Source organism: Marinifilum sp. (assembly GCF_965230805.1).
Taxonomy (GTDB): Bacteria; Bacteroidota; Bacteroidia; order Bacteroidales; family Marinifilaceae; genus Marinifilum.
This window is the reverse complement of record NZ_OZ246019.1, coordinates 3,262,619-3,287,298: the sequence shown is the minus strand read 5'-3', so window position 1 is coordinate 3,287,298 and position 24,680 is coordinate 3,262,619. Positions and strand designations below refer to the sequence as shown.

The 24,680-nt window shown below is 36.0% G+C and carries 20 protein-coding genes; 7 read left to right on the top strand and 13 right to left on the bottom strand.

Annotated features, from left to right (window positions below):
• Positions 1 to 28: 28 nt before the first annotated feature.
• The 4 genes from ACO05S_RS13280 to recQ form a co-directional block, all read right to left on the bottom strand.
• On the bottom strand, positions 29 to 898 hold the full coding sequence (locus ACO05S_RS13280) for a BT1926 family outer membrane beta-barrel protein (RefSeq protein ID WP_421918492.1): 870 nt from the start codon (positions 896 to 898) through the stop codon (positions 29 to 31).
• Between the two features lie 149 nt (positions 899 to 1,047).
• Positions 1,048 to 2,469, bottom strand: a complete 1,422-nt coding sequence (locus ACO05S_RS13275; RefSeq protein ID WP_421918491.1) for a hypothetical protein — start codon at positions 2,467 to 2,469, stop codon at positions 1,048 to 1,050.
• Between the two features lie 321 nt (positions 2,470 to 2,790).
• Positions 2,791 to 3,564 carry a LytR/AlgR family response regulator transcription factor gene (locus tag ACO05S_RS13270; protein WP_421918490.1) on the bottom strand — a complete coding sequence of 258 codons (774 nt, stop codon included), beginning with the start codon at positions 3,562 to 3,564 and terminating at the stop codon, positions 2,791 to 2,793.
• 220 nt (positions 3,565 to 3,784) lie between these two features.
• Entirely contained in the window at positions 3,785 to 5,899 is a 2,115-nt protein-coding gene (gene recQ, locus ACO05S_RS13265; RefSeq protein ID WP_421918489.1) for a DNA helicase RecQ, read from the bottom strand.
• Positions 5,900 to 6,460: 561 nt separating this feature from the next.
• On the opposite strand from recQ, the gene ACO05S_RS13260 reads away from it, so the two are divergent.
• Complete coding sequence (locus ACO05S_RS13260; RefSeq protein WP_421918488.1) at positions 6,461 to 7,642, top strand: CD0519/CD1768 family membrane protein; 1,182 nt, start codon at positions 6,461 to 6,463, stop codon at positions 7,640 to 7,642.
• Between the two features lie 197 nt (positions 7,643 to 7,839).
• Positions 7,840 to 8,778, top strand: a complete 939-nt coding sequence (locus tag ACO05S_RS13255; RefSeq protein ID WP_421918487.1) for a hypothetical protein — start codon at positions 7,840 to 7,842, stop codon at positions 8,776 to 8,778.
• Positions 8,779 to 8,845: 67 nt separating this feature from the next.
• Here ACO05S_RS13255 and ACO05S_RS13250 read toward each other — a convergent pair whose 3' ends face one another.
• A complete protein-coding gene (locus ACO05S_RS13250) occupies positions 8,846 to 11,353 on the bottom strand; it encodes an endonuclease MutS2 (RefSeq protein WP_421918486.1) in 2,508 nt (835 codons plus the stop codon).
• A gap of 275 nt (positions 11,354 to 11,628) precedes the next feature.
• Between ACO05S_RS13250 and ACO05S_RS13245 the strand changes: the two genes are divergently transcribed.
• The gene (locus tag ACO05S_RS13245; protein WP_421918485.1) at positions 11,629 to 13,137 is read left to right on the top strand and encodes an IS1634 family transposase; all 1,509 of its coding nucleotides are present in this window, start codon (positions 11,629 to 11,631) and stop codon (positions 13,135 to 13,137) included.
• 108 nt (positions 13,138 to 13,245) lie between these two features.
• On the opposite strand, the gene ACO05S_RS13240 is transcribed toward ACO05S_RS13245, so the two are convergent.
• Positions 13,246 to 13,737 carry an outer membrane beta-barrel protein gene (locus tag ACO05S_RS13240; protein ID WP_421918484.1) on the bottom strand — a complete coding sequence of 164 codons (492 nt, stop codon included), beginning with the start codon at positions 13,735 to 13,737 and terminating at the stop codon, positions 13,246 to 13,248.
• 549 nt (positions 13,738 to 14,286) lie between these two features.
• The gene (locus ACO05S_RS13235; protein WP_421918483.1) at positions 14,287 to 16,719 is read right to left on the bottom strand and encodes an alpha/beta hydrolase family protein; all 2,433 of its coding nucleotides are present in this window, start codon (positions 16,717 to 16,719) and stop codon (positions 14,287 to 14,289) included.
• A gap of 252 nt (positions 16,720 to 16,971) precedes the next feature.
• On the opposite strand from ACO05S_RS13235, the gene ACO05S_RS13230 reads away from it, so the two are divergent.
• The 3 genes from ACO05S_RS13230 to ACO05S_RS13220 all read left to right on the top strand — a co-directional run bounded on the left by ACO05S_RS13230 (position 16,972) and on the right by ACO05S_RS13220 (position 20,201).
• Entirely contained in the window at positions 16,972 to 18,642 is a 1,671-nt protein-coding gene (locus ACO05S_RS13230) for an alanine/glycine:cation symporter family protein (RefSeq protein WP_421918482.1), read from the top strand.
• Between the two features lie 72 nt (positions 18,643 to 18,714).
• On the top strand, positions 18,715 to 19,533 hold the full coding sequence (locus tag ACO05S_RS13225; RefSeq protein WP_421918481.1) for a helix-turn-helix domain-containing protein: 819 nt from the start codon (positions 18,715 to 18,717) through the stop codon (positions 19,531 to 19,533).
• A gap of 116 nt (positions 19,534 to 19,649) precedes the next feature.
• On the top strand, positions 19,650 to 20,201 hold the full coding sequence (locus tag ACO05S_RS13220) for a carboxymuconolactone decarboxylase family protein (protein ID WP_421918480.1): 552 nt from the start codon (positions 19,650 to 19,652) through the stop codon (positions 20,199 to 20,201).
• Positions 20,202 to 20,359: 158 nt separating this feature from the next.
• Here the strand turns inward: ACO05S_RS13220 and ACO05S_RS13215 are convergent, their stop codons facing one another.
• The 6 genes from ACO05S_RS13215 to ACO05S_RS13190 form a co-directional block, all read right to left on the bottom strand.
• Positions 20,360 to 20,926, bottom strand: a complete 567-nt coding sequence (locus tag ACO05S_RS13215) for a pentapeptide repeat-containing protein (RefSeq protein ID WP_421918479.1) — start codon at positions 20,924 to 20,926, stop codon at positions 20,360 to 20,362.
• Positions 20,926 to 21,717 (bottom strand): PhzF family phenazine biosynthesis protein, encoded by a 792-nt coding sequence (locus tag ACO05S_RS13210; RefSeq protein ID WP_421918478.1) that lies wholly within the window; start codon positions 21,715 to 21,717, stop codon positions 20,926 to 20,928. The genes ACO05S_RS13215 and ACO05S_RS13210 overlap by 1 nt, the downstream gene beginning before the upstream one ends.
• A 162-nt stretch (positions 21,718 to 21,879) precedes the next feature.
• The gene (locus ACO05S_RS13205; RefSeq protein ID WP_421918477.1) at positions 21,880 to 22,596 is read right to left on the bottom strand and encodes a hypothetical protein; all 717 of its coding nucleotides are present in this window, start codon (positions 22,594 to 22,596) and stop codon (positions 21,880 to 21,882) included.
• Between the two features lie 254 nt (positions 22,597 to 22,850).
• Positions 22,851 to 23,048, bottom strand: coding sequence for a PspC domain-containing protein (locus tag ACO05S_RS13200; protein WP_421918476.1), 198 nt, complete (start codon positions 23,046 to 23,048; stop codon positions 22,851 to 22,853).
• An 11-nt stretch (positions 23,049 to 23,059) separates the two neighbouring features.
• Positions 23,060 to 23,314, bottom strand: a complete 255-nt coding sequence (locus ACO05S_RS13195; RefSeq protein ID WP_421918475.1) for a hypothetical protein — start codon at positions 23,312 to 23,314, stop codon at positions 23,060 to 23,062.
• 103 nt (positions 23,315 to 23,417) lie between these two features.
• A complete protein-coding gene (locus tag ACO05S_RS13190; protein ID WP_421918474.1) occupies positions 23,418 to 23,672 on the bottom strand; it encodes a hypothetical protein in 255 nt (84 codons plus the stop codon).
• A gap of 241 nt (positions 23,673 to 23,913) precedes the next feature.
• On the opposite strand from ACO05S_RS13190, the gene ACO05S_RS13185 reads away from it, so the two are divergent.
• Positions 23,914 to 24,639, top strand: coding sequence for a head GIN domain-containing protein (locus ACO05S_RS13185; protein ID WP_421918473.1), 726 nt, complete (start codon positions 23,914 to 23,916; stop codon positions 24,637 to 24,639).
• Positions 24,640 to 24,680: the final 41 nt, after the last annotated feature.

Genomic DNA, 24,680 nt, shown 5'->3' with positions numbered 1-24,680 from the left:
AATAAATTAGTGAACACTACTTCTACTACTAAAATATTTTAAAACCAATTTTAAATCTTGGATATGAAAATGCATTAACGAATGTAGTACTCTGATCGGCACCTTGAACACCTGGCATTTTAACAATTTCGGTATGTTGATACATAAAATTAGCAACATTCACCTCTAATCCTAAATAAAGCACATTGGTAAAATAATAATCTACTCCTCCAACAATCGAACCTCCAAGCCCCAATGCTTCTGCAGTAGCGGTTCCTGCATCTCCAGACCCTACCAAATAATCACCATCGTCTTCTATCAGCCAAGATACTTGTGTTTTTTCTAAACACTCGTACATAAAGTTAAAACGAGCACCCATGTGAAAATCAACATTTCTTAAAACTCTTGAATCTTGCTCGAATCTAAAATGATAATTAAGACCTGTTGAAACATATAACTTATGATTTTCAGTTTCGGGAGCACCCTGTATTGCAGGTATCTCTGTTCCCCAAATAGGATTATTTTCAGAATTCCTTAGTGGAACAACTCCAGTAAAAGCATCTTCTCCAGCAGTTGATTTGTAGCCATATGATCCTAATAAGCTTAAAGAAACTTTATCGCTCAAAAAATAATTTAAGGAAATTCCAGCCATATTAGTAATCGATGCTGGTTCTTTTACTGAGAAATTATCATCAGCACCTAATCTGGTAACATAGTTCTTGTTCTGATTATCGTATACCGAATAGTTTGGTAAAACACTCGGATTAATATCGGTAACATCATTATTACCCAATACCAAAGAAACAGTACAATTGCCTTTTTTCGGCACAAATCCGTCATTAATAGAATTGACTTGCGAAAAAATAGCAGAGCTGCACAAAAGTGATAGGGAAATCAAAGAAATAATTTTTCTATACATAACTCTTTTTTTTTGATTTTTGAATTCCTAAGAGGATTCCAAAAAGTAATTTATTTCATATTCAACTATCGTAAGGGAAGGGATAAAGCTGAATTCCATTAATCACGCAATAATAATTACTTCTTGGACAACCTCTTTTTTACCACTTACTAACCGTCTATTAAAGCTTTGTATTTAGCTTCACAGCTATCTAACCATGCTTTTGCTGTTTCAATTTCTTCAGTGTACTGTGAAATTGTAAATTCAATATTTGCTACTTGCTGTTCGTAATTTCGCACTGTTTCAGCCATATAGTAGTTACCTGCCTCATAATCTGCTAAATCATCTTCAGCTTCATCAATATAATATTGATAATCTCGAATATTGCTTTCAGTATTATTAATCATCCACTCCAACTCATTAGCAACATACTCAGCTCCATAATAGACATTTGTTTCAATTGTAAAGGATAGGCTATTTAAGTTGTTAACTTCATCGTTTAATGCAGATCTTTTACCTGATATTACTGCATATTCCTCATTCAAATCATCAGTTTTATTACAAGCTGCTATATATGTAGAGTTCAATGCAGCTAATTCTGATTTTAACATTTCTTCCTTATAATCTTCATAAGCATCAATAGCTTCGTTATAAGTATTTAATTTGTTATTGTAATCTTCTAAAAGAACATTATAACCAGCATCGGTTGGCTCAGCATCTTCTAAATCACCTTTAGCAGTTGTCATTTCGGTATAAGGAGCAACGGTATCAGTTGCTAACTGAGCTTTACGCGCATTAAAATCAGCTGCCATTTCAATGATACCTTCGCTTCTTATAACTGAAGGAGTAATGTAGTTTTCATAAGCCCAATCTATTAAAGCATTGTACGCATCATTTTCTTTATTATATGATAAATATAAATCAGCATTCAAGTTGTTTTCTTCTACTCGTAATTCTGCAAGCTCAGTACGTTTTTCTTCTAGCTCAACAATTACAGCATCCCAATCATTACTTGCTTCTAATTCTTTGTATGTTGCCAATGATGCGTTATACTCTTCCAATTGGCTATTGTAACGAGCAATATCAGCATTTCTGTAACCAATCTGTCTTGCCACCCAATTCTCATCATCCATTTTAGCACCAGCTAAACGAATATTAGCATTTGTCAATTCATTTTGCTGATTCAAAAGATTATAAGTTTTATTGCTCCAATCAGAATATGCACTAGTATAATCATAATATGCTTCCTGAACTGCAGCATCTTCAAGATCTTGGATGTATTTTTTCTGTCTTACAATATTCTCCTCAAGGTCTATTTTTCTTGCTTCTAGTTCAGCTTGAGCTTCCTCTAGTTGAATTTTCAACATTTCAAGCTCATTGGCATTTTTTGCTTCAGCATATGCATTGGCAATTTCCATTGATTTTGTTCTTGCATCTTCATAAGCTACTTGAGCAGTTTTAAGAGCTGTTTCGGCTTTTACATACTCGGTTCTTGCATTTCTCATTGCAGCAACTGATTCTGACTCTTCGTAAGAGTCACATGCAATAACACTAAGTGCCAATAATACTAAAGATAAAAATTTTAATTTCATGTTAATTCAAATTTGACATTAAAAATTTAGATTGTATAAACTATTTTTAAAAAGATGATTCTAATTATCTTTTATAGTTTGCGAATTTATCCATAACATATACACTATACAACCCAAACTATGTAAATGAGTAATCTGAAACAGTAACGATGTAAATAGAAACAATAAGTGCGTAAAACAACAAAAAAAACACGTTAACTCCATACATAGCTCATTAATGAAAAATCAAAACAATTCATTCTATATATCTCATTATACCTTGGAACTTTCAGAAAAAAAGGAAGCCAAAACCAGCTTCCTATTCATAAGAAAATCAATTCATTACTTGCATTTCTTTTCAATTGGTAAATAATGTGCCAATTCCTTTAATCTACATAAAAAATCCTTTTTTCGACTCTCAGAAACCTCTATTTCTTTACCGTTTGATAGCATAATCCTACCACCTCTTCCCTTTATGTATTGACTAATAAAATTAAGATTTACCAAGTGTTTACTGTGAACTCTGCAAAATTTATTTGGAGGTAAAATTCCTTCAAAACTTGATAACACCTTGGAAACCATTAAAACGGAATCATCTTCCAAATAAAATTTAGTATAGCTACTATCCGCTTCGCATCTAATAATTTTATTTAACTCTACTACCCTAATCCCATTTGAAGTAGGTAAGATTATCTTTTTGTTTTGCTTATTTAAACTTTCGAATAAAACTTCGATTTTCTCATTCAAGTCGATAGTCTTATGATTCTGCTTATAGCGTGCAACTGCATTTTGTAATTCTATGTAGTTTATTGGCTTTAACAGGTAATGCAAAGCTGAAAATTGAAAAGCCTTTATTGCATAATCATTATAGGCTGTTGTAAAAATCACCTCAAAATTTCGACTCTGAACTTGATGTAGCACTTCGAACCCATCTCCATCAGGCATCGAAATATCCAGAAAAACCAGATTTGGACTAAGATCATGAATAGCCTCAACGCCTGACTTTACATTATTTGCGAATCCAACCACTTCAACTCCAGTACAATATTTCTCAAGCAACTTGTTAAGTGTAGCCTGACTCTTTATTTCATCATCAATTATTAAAGCTCGAATCATAGTTATAATCGTTTATTTTTTAAGTCTGAACTTAAATATACAAAAAAAGCGCTCTGTTAAGTACTTTGTGTAAACATTCACATTTTTTTCATTTATTCCGCCCGATCTGATACAAAGGTATATTCACAAGCAACTTCTCTTAAACTTTCGAATCGATCTGAGGCTGTTCCATGTCCGAAACCCATATTGGTTTTCAATAGTAATACTGGTATTGCAGATACTAAGATGAACTGACTTTAAGATATGAAATGGCCAATCTAATTTTATGGTACTCTATTTCTTCGCCCATGAACATGTACAACTCTTTTATATTATCAGAATAATTCAATGAACGAAATGCATTTTCGATCTGCTCCAATTCTTTTGTACTAAAGAATTCGCACAAATCAACATCCGCACCTTTTTCGTATAAAGAGGCCAAATGAGAATAGATGGTTACAGGATTTACTTTACGAATACTGGCTATTTCGTCCACCGAAAAACCTTGTTTATAATACTCATAGGTTTTATAAAACGACTCTCCGCTCTTTTGAGCTTCACGATTCTTTGTTTGCTGAAAGCTTAGAATTTCATTTATAAACAAATCTCCATAAAGCTGATATTTTCGAACCCCTACTCCCGAAATCATTTTCATTTCGAACTCGCTTGTAGGCTTGTCCTGGGTCATTTGATGCAATGTAGCATCTGAGAAAACCAAGTATGGCGGGATGCTTTCTTCTCTGGAAATTTGCAAACGAAGCTTGCGCAATGCTTCAAACAATCCTTCCCTATCTGTTTGCTGAGTAGTTTTCTTCTCAATTGGTTTAACCACTGGTTCCGATTTCATCGAAGCCAAATGAACCAGTTTAACCAAACGTTCTCCAAATAGCACTTCTCTTCCCTGCTCGGTTAATCGCAAGGCATTACCATGGTCATAAGCCACTGTAATAAATCCAAGATTTAATAGCTGAAGCAGATATTGTTGCCAATCCTGATGAGCAATCTCTTTTCCGGCGCCATAAGTTTTAATTTGATTGTATCCCTTGCTTATAATTTCCTGCCTTGAAGATCCACGCAGCACATCAATTAAAGTTCCTGTTGCAACTTGCTCCTTTAATCGAACAATTGCTGAAAATGCTTTTTGTGCAATGATTGTTCCATCAAACAATTGTGGAGGATTTTTACAAACATCACAGTTCCCACAATCTTCTTCCAGATGCTCTCCAAAATAGCTTAGTAGTATCTTCCGTCGGCAAATTTGTGCATCACAAAACTGCTGAATGCGCTCCAGCTTGGCATGCGAAACTTCTTTAAGTTTCGATTCATCGATAAATTTACGATGTACGATTACATCCGAAAAACTATAAAACAATAGGGTATCTGCCTTTAAACCATCTCTTCCTGCTCTACCGATTTCTTGATAGTAAGACTCAATATTTCGAGGCAAATTATAGTGAATCACCCAGCGAACATTCGATTTATCGATTCCCATTCCAAATGCAATGGTTGCGCAGATAATGGGTATCTCATCATTAATAAAATCTTCCTGCCTTTTTGCCCGTTCTTCTGTCGATAAACCTGCATGATAGTATACAGCATTTACACCAGCATTTCGTAATTTTTCGGCCAAACCTTCCGTTGCTTTTCTGCTTAGGCAATAAATAATACCAGACTGATGCGGGCGTTGTCGTAAAAATCCGAGTATGGATTTGAACTTGTCACGTCCGGGAGCAACGGTTAAGCTTAAGTTAGGCCTATCAAAAGAAGAGGTGAATCGCTCAGGATCAGATAATTTTAATTGTGAAACTATATCCTTTTGAGTAAGATTATCGGCTGTAGCAGTAAGCGCTACAATCGGAACATGAGGAAATTGTTTCTTTAGATAAGCCATTTTTGTATACTCCGGACGAAAATCATGTCCCCAAACCGAAATGCAGTGTGCCTCATCCACAGCAAACAAATTTACTTTAAGCTGTAACATCAGGTAATAAAAATCCTGGCTTACCAATTTTTCAGGAGAAACATATAGCAGTTTAATATTTCCTGCCGCAAGTCTTTCAATTATTTTTGCTTGCTCTGCCGGACTTTGCGAACTATTTAAATAATCAGCCGAAACACCATTCGCTCTTAATCCTTCTACCTGATCTTTCATTAAAGCGATCAGCGGAGAAACAACAATACTTACTCCTTCCATAATAATGGCAGGAATCTGATAACAAATTGATTTCCCTCCGCCTGTTGGCATAATCACCAAGGCATCCTTACCCTGCATGATGGAGTTGATTACCTTCTCTTGTAGGGGACGAAATTGATCGTATCCAAAATATCTTTTTAATGCATTTGCTGCTGCTGTCATGGCTACTCTTTAATTGGGATGACAAAGCTAGTACAAATTGAGTGAAGTAGAAAGAAGAATTTATTAACCTGGTTTCGACTAAAGATATTGTTAAAGCTTGCCCTGATTTTGAGTAGAAGTATTCTCAAATTACCGAAGGAATATTGCGAGGGGGTTTGAGCAAACTTATGCCAAAAGCAATTAGATTCTTTAAAAAGTCATCTATACTCTAAAAATTCTTCAACATATCCCGATATTCTTTCAGATTTTCTAAAACAAATCTTGAATTAAGCTAACTTTCTGTGGCGAATAGGTTTATTCGATCTCAGGCTAATACTTACGAGGACCTCTCGTAAGTACCTACGAGAGGCTACCACGAAAAAAACAGGACAGAGATAAAACAATTCGGAGTGTTTCGAATAATAAACCGAATTCGATTAATAGTATTGTTATCGCAATATGCTTTTGTAACATACCAAAGAGTTTAAAAAGCTGATAAAGATCATATAAAAAAAGCTTAAGAAATTGTGTTTATAGTATACTTTTGCAGCGAGTAACAAAAACAAACACACAAGCAAAAAGATGAACGCAATTAAATCTATCAAAGAGACAGATTTTTTGAAGAAACGAAGGTACGAAGCCGTAATGTTTCTTCTTACTTTTTTCGGAATTTTTGGATACATCGGACACACAATGGGTGTTTCCAATATGCTGAATACAATCATGCAAACTGCATGGGATTTGCTAATGAATACTGTTTTCTACATTATGGGAATTACAGTACTTTCGGGCGCTTTGGGTAAATTATTAATTGAATTTGGAGTGGTACGATTGTTGGAAAAACTACTTGCTCCAATGATGAAACCCTTATTTAATTTGCCTGGAGTTGGTGCATTGGCCGGAGTTCTAACTTTTTTATCGGATAACCCTGCTATTATCAGCTTGGCAAACGATAAAAACTTTAGCAAGTATTTTAAAAACTACCAATTGGTATCTTTAACCAACTTTGGAACTGCTTTCGGAATGGGACTGATTGTAATCACATTCATGTCTACACTTAAAGTTCCGGGTAGCGAAGAAAGCATGTTTATTCCTGCACTAATTGGTTTGGTTGGAGCACTATTTGGAGCTGTAGTTTCTACTCGGTTAATGCAACGATTAATCAAAGGAAAGATTCCTGTACGCACGGATAATGATTTTGAAGGTGCAACAGAAAAAATCAGCTTTAAATCGGAAGGTGGCGTTTTCTTAAGGTTCCTGAATTCGATATTGGATGGTGGTAAATCAGGTGTTGATCTTGGTTTGGCAATTATTCCCGGTGTTCTTATCATTTCAACTATGGTGATGATGCTAACATTTGGACCAAAAGATCCAACAATAGGATATCAGGGCGTAGCCTACGAGGGCGTACCATTACTACCCAAACTGGCAGGCTATATTTGGTGGCTTTTCGAAGGGTTGTTTGGCTTTAAATTCCCTGAATTGATTGCCTTTCCGGTAACTTCGCTCGGTGCTGTAGGTGCTGCATTATCGCTTGTAAAAGCATTCCTTGCGAAAGGAATTATTGACGGGAATGTTGTTGCGGTATTTACTGCAATGGGGATGTGTTGGAGTGGTTATTTAAGCACGCACACTGCCATGTTGGATACGCTAAACTATCGAGAATTAACTTCGAAGGCTTTGCTGTCGCATACCATTGGAGGAATTATGGCTGGTACATTTTCCCATTATCTCTATGTTCTTGTAAGTACATTTTTATATTAATCCGATTTTGATTAAATCAGGTGAGTTCGACGTAAAATAACACTTATAAAAGCAATGCCATCTCAGTTGAGGTGGCATTTTTTATACCCATTAAGCCAAGTTCATTAATATTTATTATTGCTGATTAAGTTGAAATTAACTCTGCCATTAACTCCTTTTTTTTAGCTTTGAATTATCATTCATTAAATACGAATCCTATGTCAATTCTAAAAAAGTTACTTTACATTTTAATTTTTGTGGGCACTGTTTCATGCAATTCTTGCGACAAATCGGATGGTACTGCCAATAAGAAAGATGAAGCAATTTCTAATGCCCCCGATGGTAAATATTCTGCTATTTTTGGTGGCGGCCCGTTTTATTCAGGTGGTATGGAAGTAATTAACGATTTAAAATCATCAGGCTTCTCAACTGTAATTGTATGGACCATTCATATCAACGAAGACGGAAGCATGAAATACAACGACACGCCAATCATAAATGCCGATGGTGATTACATAGGTGATCCTGAATGGAAATCCAGATTGGAACAATTGACTGTAGCTCCAACTTCTGTTGACAGAATTGAATTAGGAATAGGTGCTTGGGAAGCCAAATCGTGGCAAGTGATTAAGGATTTAATTGCTACTGAAGGTACAGGACCGGAAACTAAACTGTACAAAGCCATTCAGAAACTAATAGATATTACAGGCGCTACAGCGATCAACTACGATGATGAAGTGACTTATGATGTTGCTTCAACAGTAGATTTTACTTTAATGTTGGCAGATATGGGATTAAAAGTTGGCTTGTGCCCGTACACCAAAACTGAATATTGGAAATCGGTTTACGAACAAGTTGAAGCCAAAAAACCCGGGACTATCGATCGTGTATATCTTCAGTGTTATGCAGGAGGAGCGCTAAATAAACCTGAAGAATGGAATCAGCACTTTGGCAATCTGAAAGTATCTTACGGTTTGTGGTGCAGAAATGGTGAAAACTGCCAGAATGGTGATAATCCTGTCGCAATAGGTAAAAAAATCAGCAAAGAGAAAGCCAATATTGATGGAGGATTTATTTGGCTGTATGACGATATCCAAAAATGTAAGGCTTTCGGAAAATCCAGCTCCTACGCCAAAGCAATCAACGAAAACTTATAATTCTTGTTTTTAAGAAATTAATAAAGGAAACCTTGTAAGTCAGATTTCCTTTTTTTGTATCTAACATTTACTCCATTGTAACCACAGTAATTCCTGATCCTCCCATTTGAATCCGTTCATCTCTGAAATGACGAACCAAATCAACAGTTTGCAGGTAATCGCGAATTAACTGCCGAAGAATACCATGACCGGTTCCATGCAGAATTCTAAATTCCTTGATGTCAAGCATGATGGCCTCATCAACATGATCCATAACAATTTGAAGCGCCTCCTCACCTCGCATTCCTCTTACATCAATATCTTGTCGGAAAGTCAACTTTCTTTTTGAAATGCGCTCTTGCACCAAGGCTGAAGTTTGATTATAGCTTTTCTCCTGTTTTTTCAGTTGCGACTTGGACACTTTCGACAATCGTGTGAGTTTTACCGATGTTAAAATGCTACCAAAAGTAACAACTGCGGTTTTGGCATTAATCTCGATAACTTCTCCAACTGTGTTTTGATCATCCAGCTTCACCATATCGCCTTTTTCAATTACATCAGCATTGAACTGTTTTTTAGCTTTAACAATCGGCTTAGCTGCTGTTGGTTTTGCTGTCGTTTCACTTCCTTGCTCTCTTTGTTCCTTGCGCTTTTCGCGATTTTTGAGTTTCTGGATTTTGCGATTAATTCTCTCTTCCTCTTCCAACTCGGCTTGTGTTAGCTGAACTTTTGTTTCTTCAAATTGCTTCCTGGCGATTTTGGTTCTCTCTTTCTCAGCTTTACTTTCTTTAATATCGCGAATGGTTTTCTCTATGGTTTTGTTTGCATTCTGAAGCAGATCTTTCGCCTCCTGCTGTGCTTTTTCGATAATGTCCTTACGCAGCTTACTCGCATCTTTCAGCTCCTTATCGTACTGCTCTACAAGTTGATTTAGCTTTTTCTCGTTGCGTCGGATTTTATCACGTTTGCTTTCCCAGTATCTTTTATCGCGCACAATATCACGCAAGTGCTTATCGAAATTGATATGATCCTCACCTACTTTGTCGGTTGCAGCTTTTAAAATTTCTTCAGGTAAACCGATTTTTCTTGCAATCTCGAAAGCAAATGATGATCCTGGTTTACCCACTTGCAGCTGAAACAGAGGTCGCATCTGATGAGAATCGTACAACATGGCACCATTTTCGATTCCTTCTGCTTCCGAAGCAAAATGTTTCAAACCCGAATAGTGAGTTGTAATTACACCACAAACCTTCTTGCGATTTAATTTATCTAGTATTGATCCAGCAATTGCACCCCCTAAAGCTGGTTCAGTTCCCGTACCAAACTCATCAATCAACACTAAAGTGTCTGTATCTGAATAACGCAGGAAATGTTTCATATTCATCAAGTGAGAACTGTAGGTACTCAAATCATTCTCGATGGACTGCTCATCGCCAATATCAATGAAAATTTTATCGAAGATCCCGATTTTTGATTCCTCTTCCATGGGAACCAAGAATCCGCATTGGAACATGTATTGCACCAAACCGACAGTCTGCAAACAAACCGATTTACCTCCGGCATTCGGGCCTGATATCAGAATAATTCTTTGATCGTTTGAGATTTGAAGATTTAGTGGAACTACTTTCCGCCCCTCGTTTTGCAAGGTTAAAAACAAGAGTGGATGAATGGCCTTCTCCCACAGTAATGTTGGCGTTTTCTCCATTTTTGGAAGTAAAGCTTTCACTTGGATAGCAAACTTAGCTTTTGCCCGAATAAAATCGATCTTGGCCATAAATTCGTAAGCCAAAAACAAATCATCTATATATGGGCGAAGTTGCGCTGTAAACTCAAGCAAGATTCTAATGATCTCACGTCGCTCAGCATACTCCAGTTCCCGAATTTCGTTGTTGGTTTCTACAATTTCCGATGGCTCAATGTATGAAGTTTTACCAGTTGCTGATTCATCGTGAACTATCCCTTTAATTTTTCGTTTGTATGCCGATGGAATTGGGATTACAATACGTCCATCGCGAACCGAAAGTGCCACATCCTGATCAACCCAACCCTCTTTTTGTGCTGCCCGAAGCATAGATTGCATTCGTTTCGAAATGGTAGATTGCTTTTGAATTAAAGAGCTTCTGATTTGTTGCAATTCGGGAGATGCATTGTCCTTAATTCTTCCATTTTTGGTAATAATTCCATTAATCCTATCGAAGATATAAGGATACATCTTTACGTTCCCGGTCAATTTCTTAAGGTAAGGATATTCATCCTCCTCTTTCTTCTGAAAGAATCTTAAAATTGAAGAGATGGATTCCAGAGAGCGCTTTAGATTGTACAGCTCTTCCAGCTCAAGATAAGTGCCATCAATACGAACTTTTTCCAAACTTTGACGCACATCAATAAAGTATCCCAAAGGGAAATTCTCCTCCTCCAAACAAATGGTTTTAAATTCATTGGTTTCATTCACCATTCGGTTAACGGTATTGAACGAATTCGAAAAACGAATGTCATCAACCAAATCTCTTCCCAAAGAACTTAAACATTGTTTCTTTACCAGTTCTCTAACTTTATCGAATCTAAGTTTTGTCTCAAAATTTTCCGGATATATCACGAGCTAACTTTCTGTATATGTTTATTCCATGCAAAATTAACAAAAGTGATGGATAGGCAAAAAAGTTTATACCTAGCTTAATCGCATAAAAAATGCTACAATTGTATGAAATTGCAGCATTGCTTATTTTATACTTTACTTTATAAGAAAAAAGAAAAACCAGCTTGGCCTGAGTTCCGCACTTTTTTCAGGCAAAAAGATTTAAGTCGCACTATTACAGGGTTATAAGTTCTTTTTAGTTGGATGTTTGGGTGTCCCAGGCTTATATTTGCACTATGTTTGTGAGAAAAAAGAAGAACAATAGTGGTGTTGTCAGTGTGCAAGTCATTGATAAAAGCTCTGGAAAATACAAAGTGCTTAAAACTATCGGCAGTTCTTGTTCTGATACTGAAATAGAAACTCTTTACCAACAAGGACTTGATTATATCTCGCATTATGAAGGTCAACAATCTTTTGATTTTACAGTACAGGATTTCAAGGAAACCGTCAAACAAAGCATACGAAACATTTCAATTGAAGGTGTCCACCTGTTACTTGGCAGGATTTATAATGAAATTGGATTTGACACTGTTTGTAACGACCTTCTAAAACAATTAGTACTGGTTCGACTGTCACACCCGGCAAGTAAGTTAAAAACGACTCAGTATTTACACAGATACTTTTCGATAAATATAAAAGAAGACAGGATATACAGGTATTTGGATAAAGTCTATTCTGATCACAAAGAAACGCTTCAGCAAATTAGTTATCAGCATACCAAAAAGATACTTGGCGGTATCATCAGGGTTGTTTTCTACGATGTTACAACAATTTATTTTCAAATTGATGATGAAGATGATTTAAGAAAACGAGGCTTTTCCAAAGAAGGAAAACACCAGAATCCGCAAATCGTATTGGGGCTACTTGTTGGTGTTGAAGGCTATCCGTCAGCATATGAAATTCATGAAGGTAACAAGTTTGAAGGCCATACAATGCTTCCCATTATTGATGTTTTTAAAGACAAATATGATCTGGATAAGCTAGTTGTTATAGCTGATTCCGGCTTACTCTCATCTTCTAATGTCAAAGAACTTCAGAAGAAAGGTTATGAGTTTATTCTTGGCGCACGCATTAAAAATGAAAGCAAGGCGATTAAAGAAGAAATACTCGCTCTGAATCTCAAAGATAAATCCAGTGCAATTATTCCCAGAACCGATGGAACAAACTTAATTGTCGGATATACTGACAGAAGGGCTAAAAAGGACAGGCATAATAGGGAAAGGGGGCTGATGAAGTTGGAGCAAAGGATCAAATCAGGTAAGCTGACCAAGTCATCGATAAACAATAGAGGATACAATAAGTATTTACAACTGGAAGGAGATATAACTATCAGAATCAATCATGGAAAATTTGAAGAGGATGCAGCATGGGATGGACTGAAAGGTTACATGACCAATACAACACTTTCAAAGGAAGAAATCATCAATAATTATGGCCAGCTATGGAAAATCGAGAAAGCCTTTAGGGTTGCAAAGCATGACCTGAAGATCAGACCAATCTACCATAGACTGCAAAAAAGGATTCAGGCGCTTATCACCATCAATTTTGTAGCCTATAAAGTTTACAAAGAACTTGAGAGGCAACTGAAGTTAAAAACAGACAAAATGAGTCCCGAAAAAGCCATCGACATCGCCAAATCAATCTATGCAATCGAAATCTCAGATCCCAAAACTGGCAACACTTTTAAAGAAACTCTACTTCTAAATGATGAACAAAAACATCTAGCTAAATTATTTGATTTCTAATTTGGGTGTCCCTGTGCGGAACTCAGGAAAAAGTTTATACCTAGCTTAATCGCATAAAAAATGCTACAATTGTATGAAATTGCAGCATTGCTTATTTTATACTTTACTTTATAAGAAAAAAGAAAAACCAGCTTGGAAAGCCAAACCACTAGTTACAATTTTGGGGTCGCCACTAAAATCTCCATCTGGTTTCAAAGTTGTTGAAGCATATCCCAAACCTAAATCAACAGCTATAGACTCATTTATGAAAATTGCCATTCCTCCGCCAAATTCATAGACTGTCAAGCTATAGTCCTGATCATTAAAATCTGATTCTTCTTTCGCCGAACCAATCCCTAGCCCTAGATGTAAATATGGCTTAACATTGGTTTCTCCAAAATAATATCTTGCAAAAGGAACGAATGCAATGGTATTCATTTTAAATTCGTCACCATCTTCATCTTCTTGTTTAGATGAAGTAAATGATAACTCAGCACCTATTGCCAAACCATCTGTAGCAAAATATCCTATTTGAGGAGCAAATTCGAATTCTTTATTTGATCCAAAATCTTCATCACCCATATCTGATTTCACTTCCGTATCCAATGAACTAAAACTCAAATTAGACTGTGCTCAAATTAAAAACTTGCCTCGCTCTGTTTGAGCCGAAACAATGCTTGTAAAAATTAATAAACAAAGTGTGGTAAAAACTAATCTCATAATTATAAGTATTACAATTTTGCCTACTCGCAAAGATTTTCGGCTACCTCTTATTAGAATAACAATTGTTAAATATATTATAACGTGAGTTCGAGGTAAAATTCGTTCACAGTTTGATCTGATTTTGAGTAGAAATTTTCTCAAATTTTCGAAGGAATATCGGGATATTTCAAGAAGATTTGAGGAAATTTATGCCGAAAGCAGGCAAACACATAATGGAAAGTTCTCTTTACGACATCTTCACATTAAAAATTCCTCAAAATAGCACGCTATTCTTTCCAAATTTTTAATGCAAATCTATCCCAAATATAACTTTCTGTGGATAGAATTTTACGTCGAACTCACGTTATTATAATGTCAATAGCAACCAGCAGATATTTATCATCATTCTAACTAAACGTAAAGCCCACATATCACTATGCGAGCTTTAGATCGTGCATTTAATATCTCTTAATTTTCAGCAAGCTCTCTTTTTCTATTTTTTACATGTTTCTCAAGCCATTGATCTTGTTCCCATAACATGTGCAAAATATTTTCCTTAGCACGGTATGAGTGACTTTCTTTGGGCAGCATTACCAAACGAACTGTTGCTCCTAATCCTATTAAAGCATTAAAGTAACGCTCACTTTGCATTGGATAGGTTCCCGAATTGTTATCAGCTTTACCGTGAATCAACAACAAAGCACTCTTCATTTTTTCGGCATGCATAAATGGCGACATGGTGTAATAAACCTCTGGTGCTTCCCAGTAGTTTCTTTCTTCACGTTGAAAACCAAATGGGGTAAGTGTTCGGTTGTAAGCGCCACTTCGAGCAATACCTGCTGCAAACAAATCGGAATGTGTTAATAGGTTGGCCACCATAAAGGCTCCATAACTATGCCCTCCACATACCACTCGATTTCTATCGATATATCCCATTGCATCAACCGCATCGATAGCAGCCTTAGCGTTGGCAACCAATTGCGAACGGAAAGTGTCATTTGGTTCTTCGTCGCCTTCTCCAACAATTGGGAAAGCTGCATCATCCAAAACCGCATACCCACGTGCCAGCCAAAATAGTGGAGAAGCCCAGTGTAAATAAGTAAACTTATTGGGGTTTGCTGTTGTTTGCCCTGCACTTTTCTTATCTTTAAACTCTTTCGGATAAGCCCACAGTATCATTGGAACTTTTTCCTTTTTCTTCATATCATATCCTATCGGCAGGTATAAGGTCCCGGATAAATCAACACCATCATTCCTTTTATAATTGATAACCTCTTTGTGAACTCCTTCAATACTCTTGAATGGATTCTCGAAAGAGGTAAGCTGCTTTAGTTTATTCCCTTTTAGATTTTTGAAATAGTAGTTGGGATATTCATTTTTAGATTCTATACGAACCAACAACTGCTTCTTTTTCACATCAAAATCCCATAAATCTTCAAGCTTATCGGTGTATGTAGATTGATATAATCGTTTGGTTTTTTTCGTTTTCAAATTCAGTTTATCCAAAAATGGAAATTGACCTTCTTTTGAAAATCCATCCCCCAATAAGAAAACATTATCCCCCTCCATGGCCAGGGTGTATTTTTCAAATTTATTTTTTGAAGTAACAAACTCGCCCGGATCACTGTATTTATCTTGATAATTTCGATCTATGATTACGCTTGGTTCTACAGAAGCATCAGATGGATTGAAAGTGTACGCTTTTACATTTCTTGTATTCCACCAATAATCTTGTACCACTGCTATGTTCTCGTTACCCCAATTTATGCGGGAAAAACGGTTAATGGTTTTTACAATGCTTTTTCCTTTTCCCTTAAATGGTGCATCCAGTTGAAAAATTTCATCTCTAAACTCTACCTGGTTTGCAGGATCACCACCATCTAAAGCTTCTGCATAAATCAAAGATGAAGGCACATCCAATCTCCAACTTAGTTTTCTTCTGCCTTTTCTAACGGCCATAAAACCTTTCGGCAAATCTTCAATTAAAGGAACGGTAAGTACATCTTCCACTTTCTTTGCATCTTTTGTATACACTGTAACTTTTGATGGGAAACGACCATATGGCACCAAGTAAGAGAATGGTTTTTCGACCACGGAAACCATCACATAATTTCCGTCAGGAGAAAAGCTTATGCCCTTGTACATTGCAGCGGGCAACCATTTTTCTTTTGTTCCATCCATTTTTACTTTATACAAATCGGACATTGCCAACTGCTCAAAGTTAAACTCGTCATTCTTGTTTTTTAATAAGTCTTGATAGGTTCTGTTCTGGGCTTTTTTACCATTATTCTCCGAAATGGTTGGTCCTGATGGAACTGAACTTTCAGTATTAATTAACTCTTTTCTATCTTCTGTAACAAGCTTTACCAGTACGGCCTCACTATCTTTAAACCAATTAATTGGATTTTTTAAATTGGCATTAACATTTGCTTCTGTAATTCTTTTGGCTGTTACAGATTTTTTATCCAGAATCCACACTTCCACTCCTTTATTTGTAGTGTTTGTCATAGCCAATTTCGACTGATCCGGTGACCAACGAAAATTTGTTAGCCGAGCATCCTTAGGGAAACCTTTAACTTGAATCTCTTCGTCAGACTTCGAATTCAGTTTTTTTATTTTGATCGTATTATAATAATTTTTTCTGCTATCAATATTGGTTTTAGGATCGATTCTTAATCCTCCCAAGCGCAATTCCTCCTGTGATAATTCCTCAATGGTTCTGTAAGCATTGCGATAATATAGCAGCATATTTTCTTTGCTATAATCAACAATTACCGATGGCGCCTGTTCAACATCAGCCAATTCCAATATTTCTTTTGGCGGTTTCTGAAAGTCAATGTTGTTCTGTGCGTTAACATTTGCCACAACAAGAAGTAACAGCACGTAAGTTAGTCTTTTCATTTTTTGTTTTTTTATACATGAATTTGCCCTCTCGGACAATGATTTATAATATTTTAATGATAAGAATCTAAATTTATATATTTCAAATTATATGATCACATATTTTTCGATAAATTTAGTAGCAGGTGCGATGAAGCTACTCACCTGCTTTATATTATTCTACCCGTCAATTTTCTTTCTATTCAAAATAAACCCTTATCTTAGTTGACTTTCTAAAACTATTTCATCAACCTTTACCCTTAATCTTTGTTTATGCATAAGCTTAATGATTTTCTAATTTTAATTGAAGGATATTTAGGAGGCAGCAAATGGTTTCCTATTTTACTAATCGGAACAGGACTATTTTATACCATTTATCTTAAATTTCCACAGTTTCGCTTTTTTAAACATGCCCTAAAAGTTGTTAGCGGAAAATACGACAAACCTGGCGAGAAAGGTGATGCTTCTCACTTTCAGGCACTAACTACAGCCCTATCGGGAACCGTTGGAACCGGAAATATTGCCGGCGTTGCATTGGCAATTTATTTGGGTGGACCAGCTGCACTTTTCTGGATGTTGGTAACTGCCTTTTTAGGGATGACCACAAAGTTTGTGGAGGTTACCCTATCGCACAAATATCGTGAAACTGACGAAAAAGGGTTCATATCCGGTGGTCCAATGTACTACATGAAAAACAAGCTAAACATGCGTTGGCTGGCTGGTTTCTTTGCTGCTATGACCATTTTCTCATCCTTTGGTACTGGTAGTTTGCCTCAGATTAACTCCATTTCCAACTCCATGTTTACCACATTTGGTTTCAACAAGATGCTGGTAGGTGGAATTCTTACCACTTTATTGGCATTTGTAATTTTAGGCGGTATCAAGCGTATTGCAAAAGTTACCGAAAAACTGGTGCCTACCATGGCATTGATCTATTTTGTTGGTGCACTGGCGGTAATCTTTTACAACTACGAGAATATTATCCCTTCGTTTCTATCGATATTTACCAATGTCTTTACAGGAACAGCTGCAGTTGGTGGTTTCTTGGGAGCTGGTTTTTCTTATGCATTAACAAAAGGTGTTAATCGTGGTTTATTTAGTAATGAGGCTGGTCAAGGCTCTGCTCCAATTGCCCATGCCGCAGCAAGAACCGAAGAACCCGTATCGGAAGGTATGGTTGCTATTCTTGAGCCCTTTATCGATACCATTGTAATTTGTACCCTTACGGGATTGGTAATTCTATCATCAGGAGTATGGACAGAAAAGTTGCCAAATCAGTTTCAACAAACCGATATGGTAATTATGGCTGCACATTACGACGACTCTAATAAAACTGATCGCGAAAAACTCTATCATTATTTAAGCGGAACTTCTGAAATACCTTTATTTACAGGTGATTTAAATGTGGTGAATGGTGAAATCAAAAATAAACTAAGCATTATTAATGCACGCTCTGTTGCTGAAGAGGTTTTGGTATACGATTCAAAAAACAATTTATACAATGGTAAAATTACCATTATAAAAGGTAAGTATACGTCGGAAAACGGAGTGATATTTAAAGGGAAATCGTTGGTACACTCTGCACCTTTAACTGCCGAAGCATTTACACGAAGTTTACTTGGCGATTGGGGTAAATGGATTGTTTCTATAGGACTTTTGTTATTTGCATTTTCAACTGCAATAGCCTGGGCATATTACGGAGGACGATCGGTTACTTATTTATTTGGCGTGAAAGGAGTTCTTCCCTATCGTATCATTTATTGTGTTGGATTTTTTATAGCATCCTTTGCCGATACTACAATCATTTGGACCATATCTGGTATTACCATCGTTCTAATGGCTCTGCCTAACCTTGTCGGGATATTAATGCTGCATAAGGATATGAAGTCGACATTAAATACGTACTGGGACAAGTTCAGAAAAGAACATCCATCTGAAATATAAACCGTATTTATTGCCTTATCAACAAGAATAATGGTATAGTTCGTTTAAAATATCTAAATACGCCTAATTTCGATGCAACACACTTATTCAAACAAAAAAGATTCATCGTTTTTTTCCTTTTCGCATGAGGTGATTAATGAAAATCAGACCTATAAAATGATTTGGCAAAGAAGGGGATGTTCAAAACTGAATGTTGATGGAATTGATTATACTTTAAAGGAGAACCAAATTCTCTTTCTCACACCTTTAAATCGGCTGAGTGTAATAGATAGTCAAGACATTCTCAATCAATTGTCATTCAATCGAGAATTTTATTGCATACAACAACACGATCAAGAAGTGTCGTGCCATGGATATTTGTTTTTTGGATCTTCGGATGTGCCCATTGTATCATTGGATAAAAAAGAACAGGAAAGCTTTGCATTATTGATTGATGCTATTCTTGAAGAATTGGAGAACGCAGATCTTATCCAGGGCGAGATGCTACAAGTATTACTTAAAAGGTTTCTTATCAAATGCACCAGGCTTGCTCGAAAAACCTTAACAAATCCTGAGATTAATCAGGATAAATTGGATATCATCAGGCAATTTAATGTATTGGTTGAAATGCACTTTAAACAAAAACACAAGGTTGCCGATTATGCCGATTTATTGAATAAATCACCCAAAACCATATCAAATTTATTTGGAGAGTATAATGATAAAACTCCTTTGCAAGTGATTCAGGATAGAATTGGTTTGGAAGCCAAACGCTTGTTTATTTATACCGATAAAACCGCCAAGGAAGTTGGCTATGAACTGGGCTTTAATGATGCAGCCCAGTTTAGTCGTTTTTTTAGTAAAGTGGTCGGAAAAAGTCCAACCGATTTTAAAAAAAGCAAGATATTGTAAGGAAAAGGAAAAATTGCTAAGCCAGTGGGAAGAATTGCCATTCTTTCCACTTTTTATTTACTGCACTTTTGTAATAGACAATTAAATAAGAATATTAATTACAAAAGGATAAAAAAATGAAAACAATCAATGTACCAGCAGTAAATCAGCTTGACGAAAAAGCACAAAACATTTTAAACAATGTAAAAGGTCAATTGGGTATGGTTCCTAATTTATATGCAACAATAGGATACTCAAGCGATACATTAGAAAACTATCTGAACTATTCGGGTAAGGCAGGTAAAGGAAGTTTTTCGACAAAAGAACTGGAAGCCATTAAACTGGCCGTATCGGAAGTAAATGGATGCGAATATTGTTTGGCTGCTCATACCGCAATCTCGAAAATGAATGGCTTTTCAGAAGAAGAAACCATTGAATTGAGAGAAGGAAATTCAGCAGATCCTAAATTACGAGCTTTAAGCAGACTTGCTGCCGATATCGCTACTAACAGAGGTAGAGCCAGCGATAGTTCTTTGGAAGACTTTTATGCAATAGGATTCGATGAGAAAGCATTAATTGATTTGCTGGCAGTGGTAGTGGAAATATCTTTCACCAATTACACTCACAACCTGACAAAAGTACCTGTAGATTTTCCTAAGGCTAAAGAATTAAGCAAGCCTTCTATTTAAGCAATTATACCGATTCTTAATTTACAAGTTGCTTACGCAACAAATTAAACATCGGCATTATACCGAAATGATCTGAGAACTCAACCAACTCACATTATTTACAATTAAATGGTATAATATACATATGGCGGCTGTCTCAAAAAAGGACAGCCGCTTTTTTATTGGATTACAATATCATATTGCTGTAACAAGCCAGCCAGACCTTGAGCCGAAAATTTTGCTTTCTTAATTTTGTTCGATTCAGGATGTATGGAGTAATTGATTGCTGAACTCAGATCAGCTTTCTCCAAATTGGTATATTCAAACACTGCGCCTGCCAAATTACAATTCCGGAATAGTGCCTGAGTCAAATCTGATTCTGCAAAATCAACTTCATTTAATTGACAGTTTATAAACCGAGTTGCCTTTAATTTCAGCTGATAAAACGAACTTAAATTTAGCATGCAATCTTCAAAACCAAATGAGAGTAGAAGCTTATTGCAATCTTGAAATGAAATTCCTAACATTTTACATGATTTAAATCGAATATCTCTAAAGGCAGTCTGATTCACCTTGGCATTACTCAAGTCGCAAGAATCGAATTCACATTCCAGAAAAATTACACCCGATAGATCTGAGTTGGCAAAAGAACAATTCACAAACCTGCAATTATCATATTCAGCCTTTTTTATAGCATTGGTCGAAAAATCCTGATTTTCGTATGCCTCTTCTTCAAAATACTCCATTATTCCTGTAAATAAATTTCCCCAATACTATAACTTACTGCGTCACCAGCAATTTTTACCCGATCTTCGCTATTGGCACAATACAACACTCCCTTTCTATCAGACAATTGCATTGCCAATAGTTCTTGCTTAGCAAGTTTCTCACTCCAAAAAGGAATAAGTGAACAATGAGCCGATCCGGTAACCGGATCTTCGAAAATACTGGCTCCGGGAGTAAAGAATCGAGAAACAAAATCACATTCGCTGCCACGAGCAGTGCAAACAATTCCTCCATTACCCAAATCAATGGCTTTTAGTTTGTTTTCATCGGGTGCCAAAGCAAGTATATCATCTTCCGTTTCATACAATAACACATAATCTCTTGCCTGAAATACTTCAAGAGCTTGAATATTCAAACTATCTTCAATTGTTGATGGTAATGATGCGGGCAAAGGCATTCTTGCCGGAAAATCCAGAACATATTTCTCATCATCAAAACTTACCCCCAAATCGCCACTTGCCGATGTAAAAAGAATTTTATCTAAGGGATAATTCAAATGTTTCTTTATAACATGAGCCGTTGCCAATGTAGCATGTCCACAAAGATCCATCTCAATTTCGGGAGTAAACCATCGTATCTGAAAACGGTCGGCTTTGCGAACAAAAAAAGCTGTTTCTGCCAAATTGTTTTCTTTGGTGATATTGCTTAACAACTCATCCGGCAACCAGTCATTCAATGGAATAACACAAGCCGGATTGCCCCCAAATAATTTATCGGTAAAAGCATCAATATGATATTTTGTAAGTTTCATCTGTTTACAATTATTTCATTACTCTTCAATTTAAACCAGTATTAGCACAAAATGAGTCTCATTCGTTTGTTCTTCGCTGATTTTTAAATATCAGCAATTATCCTTAAACAAAAAAGGCTTCCAAAAAAAAGGAAGCCTGACAAATATTTTCAATATCTAATCTTATCTCAGAGTAATAGCGAATGTAAGAAACAACTTTTCGCTTGCCGGATTCAATGTTAATCCACCGCGAACTGGAACCGAGAAATTATCTGTCAATTTAATCTCATCGTACATAGTAACATTTACATTTACCACATTAAATTTATCATCGTACATTCCTTCGAATGGCGAAAAACCCAGTGCATACGAGAATTTTTTACCCCCAATTAAATTTGAATATCCCAACTCGAAATAAGTAGAATAATTCTGATCTCCATATTCATCCTTATCAAACTCTCCATAGAAAAGAACTGAGCCCATTACCGAAACAGGAAACTTTTCACAACCCTTGTATTTTACCGTAGCATCAAACAAGTGTACACTGTTCTCGCTATCGAAATCAAAGAATTTAGAGTTTTCGAAGTCTGGTCGCGGACAGTAAAAATCGTAAACACCAAACTGAAATAAAGGGGTGTTGCACAAAACATACAAGTCAACCTCCTGGTAGCTATCATCAGTTGCATAGGCTCCCCATGCTCCAAAAGTAAAACCACCGGTTTGCAACTCCAGAGTAGGTTCGATGGTTGGCGCAGTTCCACTATTGCTGCCTCTCCATAAATGCTTGCTTACAAAGTCGATGCTTCTGTTTATCTTTGTTTTTGATGGAAGATTTTGTGCTTTAACTCCCATACCAATGCATACCAAGCCAACAAAAGGGATTAGTTTTTTTAGGTTCATCCGTTAGATTCTTTAAGTGTTTGTATTTGTGCCTAAGAAAGAAATGATTTAGTTTTTGCGATTAGTTAAGAAAGCAAAAACTGATGTGATGTATTCTTCCTTTAAATTCGCTGCAAAAATAGAAGATTGTGCTATTCAAAATCATGACAAATGTGGTGTTTTTGAATATTTTTTTACTGTTTTGTAACACATTTTATTAAACGGCAAAAAAAAGGAAAGCTTTCGCTTTCCCATTATATCTTTAAAGAAAAAAATTATAACACTTCGTAATAATCCGGCATAACAAACCAAAAAATAATATAGACCAATAGTCCCGGAAAACCTGCACTAAAAATAGAAATCAGTACATATAGAACCCTAACAAGTGTTATGTCCAAACCCATATATTCAGCAATTCCTGCACAAACACCTGCAATCATTTTATTTGATGATCTTTGTAGCTTTTTACCCATTGCACTATCAATTAATCGTCGAATTCTTCGTCATAAAGGTCTTCCTGATTTTCTAACTCATCATTAAAGAATGTCTCGGCTTCATCCAGTAAATCTTCTATTAAGTTCTGGTCTTCAGGAGTTCTATCCATCCAGTAAATTGTCTGGTTCGAATTAAAATCCTCTACATCACATTCGATAATGCATTTTGGGGAACGAGTGTGAACAATGAAAAGAGTGTCTGGTAACTCTTGCGAATTGTCTGCTAATAAAAACTTTGGTAGCATAGTTATTAAGTATTAAATGTGCCGTAAATATAGGAAGAGATTGAGTTCTAAGCAACAAAAATTGGATTAACAATTTTTATTTTTAAAATATTCTTAGCATTGCTTAATTTAAATCGATATCGGTTTCATTTTCCGCCTCTTCATTATCCTCATCATATCCAAAGTCGTAATTTACCTCCACTTTCACCAAAATATTATATTCTTCGGTACTTACCGAGAATGCATAAAAGCTTTTGTTTGGACCAAGAATGTAAGATTTAACTGCATCTTCAAATCCATTTGGATATGTCTTATTCACCAGATCCAGTAAATCCTCATCCAGCTTTTTGTAACTAATGATTCTGTTTTTCTTTGTCATACTATTAAAATTAGGCTTTGGCAATTTTAAATCAATTCAACTTAGCAGATGAAAAGACATTGTAAATTCTTCTTTAATTTTTCTTCAACAAGCTTTGCTTTCAAAAGTTTTAAGCCAAAAATGCAACAGCAAAGTCTGTCATAAAGTCTTTTAACTTGTAACCGCATAATAAATACCAGCGTCATAAATGTGCAAACACCAATCGCATAGTATTTCATTTTATGAACTAAAAATTATACTCATGAAAAAATTATTGAAAAAACAGTCCCTTACATTAATCGCATTGATTTTGGTATTTTCATCAAATGTAAATGCACAATTTTGGGGAGAAAACGGCAATGGTAATGTAGTAAAACAAGATAGAGAAGTTGGTTCTTTCACCGCAATTTCATCAGGTAGCGGAATTGATGTTTACCTAATACAAGGCGATAAAGAATCGGTAAGAGTTGAGGCAGATGAAAATCTATTGGATTTGATTATTACTCGTGTGAAGGGCGATAAATTAATCATCAAAACGGAAGACCCAATTCGCAGAGCCAAAAAACTTGATGTTTATGTCACTTTTGTTGATCTAAATGCAATTAGCATTTCGAGTGGTTCGGATTTGAAATCGAATGGTATTTTAAAATTTAAAGAGCTTGATATTTCGGTAAGTTCAGGTGCTGATGCAGATCTTGAACTCGAAGCTGATGAGTTAACTTGCTCGGTTAGTTCGGGTGCCGATGCAAATCTTGCAGGTAAAGTCAATTCATTTTACGGAAAAGCAAGCAGTGGTAGCGATTTAAGGGCCGCTGATTTAAAAGCTAAATATTGTAGAGCCAAAGCTTCGAGTGGCGGCGATGTTTCCGTTTATGCCATTGAATCTATCGAAGTATCAGCAAGCTCAGGTGGCGATGTAAATTACTATGGCGATCCAACAAAGGTGAATGTGAACAGTTCGAGCGGCGGCAATGTTAGCAGACGATAATTACAGAACAGATTAATAAAAGAAGGAGACGCAAGATTTTG

What these genes read in the sequence shown, in the direction of transcription:
- ACO05S_RS13220 (WP_421918480.1), top strand. Translation starts at nt 19,650, where the DNA reads ATGAAAACAATCAATGTACCAGCAGTAAATCAGCTTGACGAAAAAGCA.
- ACO05S_RS13185 (WP_421918473.1), top strand. Translation starts at nt 23,914, where the DNA reads ATGAAAAAATTATTGAAAAAACAGTCCCTTACATTAATCGCATTGATT.
- ACO05S_RS13215 (WP_421918479.1), bottom strand. Translation starts at nt 20,926, where the DNA reads ATGGAGTATTTTGAAGAAGAGGCATACGAAAATCAGGATTTTTCGACC.
- ACO05S_RS13200 (WP_421918476.1), bottom strand. Translation starts at nt 23,048, where the DNA reads ATGGGTAAAAAGCTACAAAGATCATCAAATAAAATGATTGCAGGTGTT.
- ACO05S_RS13210 (WP_421918478.1), bottom strand. Translation starts at nt 21,717, where the DNA reads ATGAAACTTACAAAATATCATATTGATGCTTTTACCGATAAATTATTT.
- ACO05S_RS13255 (WP_421918487.1), top strand. Translation starts at nt 7,840, where the DNA reads ATGTCAATTCTAAAAAAGTTACTTTACATTTTAATTTTTGTGGGCACT.
- ACO05S_RS13245 (WP_421918485.1), top strand. Translation starts at nt 11,629, where the DNA reads ATGTTTGTGAGAAAAAAGAAGAACAATAGTGGTGTTGTCAGTGTGCAA.
- ACO05S_RS13280 (WP_421918492.1), bottom strand. Translation starts at nt 898, where the DNA reads ATGTATAGAAAAATTATTTCTTTGATTTCCCTATCACTTTTGTGCAGC.
- ACO05S_RS13260 (WP_421918488.1), top strand. Translation starts at nt 6,461, where the DNA reads ATGAACGCAATTAAATCTATCAAAGAGACAGATTTTTTGAAGAAACGA.
- ACO05S_RS13235 (WP_421918483.1), bottom strand. Translation starts at nt 16,719, where the DNA reads ATGAAAAGACTAACTTACGTGCTGTTACTTCTTGTTGTGGCAAATGTT.
- ACO05S_RS13195 (WP_421918475.1), bottom strand. Translation starts at nt 23,314, where the DNA reads ATGCTACCAAAGTTTTTATTAGCAGACAATTCGCAAGAGTTACCAGAC.
- ACO05S_RS13270 (WP_421918490.1), bottom strand. Translation starts at nt 3,564, where the DNA reads ATGATTCGAGCTTTAATAATTGATGATGAAATAAAGAGTCAGGCTACA.
- ACO05S_RS13205 (WP_421918477.1), bottom strand. Translation starts at nt 22,596, where the DNA reads ATGAACCTAAAAAAACTAATCCCTTTTGTTGGCTTGGTATGCATTGGT.
- ACO05S_RS13190 (WP_421918474.1), bottom strand. Translation starts at nt 23,672, where the DNA reads ATGACAAAGAAAAACAGAATCATTAGTTACAAAAAGCTGGATGAGGAT.
- ACO05S_RS13275 (WP_421918491.1), bottom strand. Translation starts at nt 2,469, where the DNA reads ATGAAATTAAAATTTTTATCTTTAGTATTATTGGCACTTAGTGTTATT.
- ACO05S_RS13225 (WP_421918481.1), top strand. Translation starts at nt 18,715, where the DNA reads ATGCAACACACTTATTCAAACAAAAAAGATTCATCGTTTTTTTCCTTT.
- ACO05S_RS13230 (WP_421918482.1), top strand. Translation starts at nt 16,972, where the DNA reads ATGCATAAGCTTAATGATTTTCTAATTTTAATTGAAGGATATTTAGGA.
- recQ (WP_421918489.1), bottom strand. Translation starts at nt 5,899, where the DNA reads ATGACAGCAGCAGCAAATGCATTAAAAAGATATTTTGGATACGATCAA.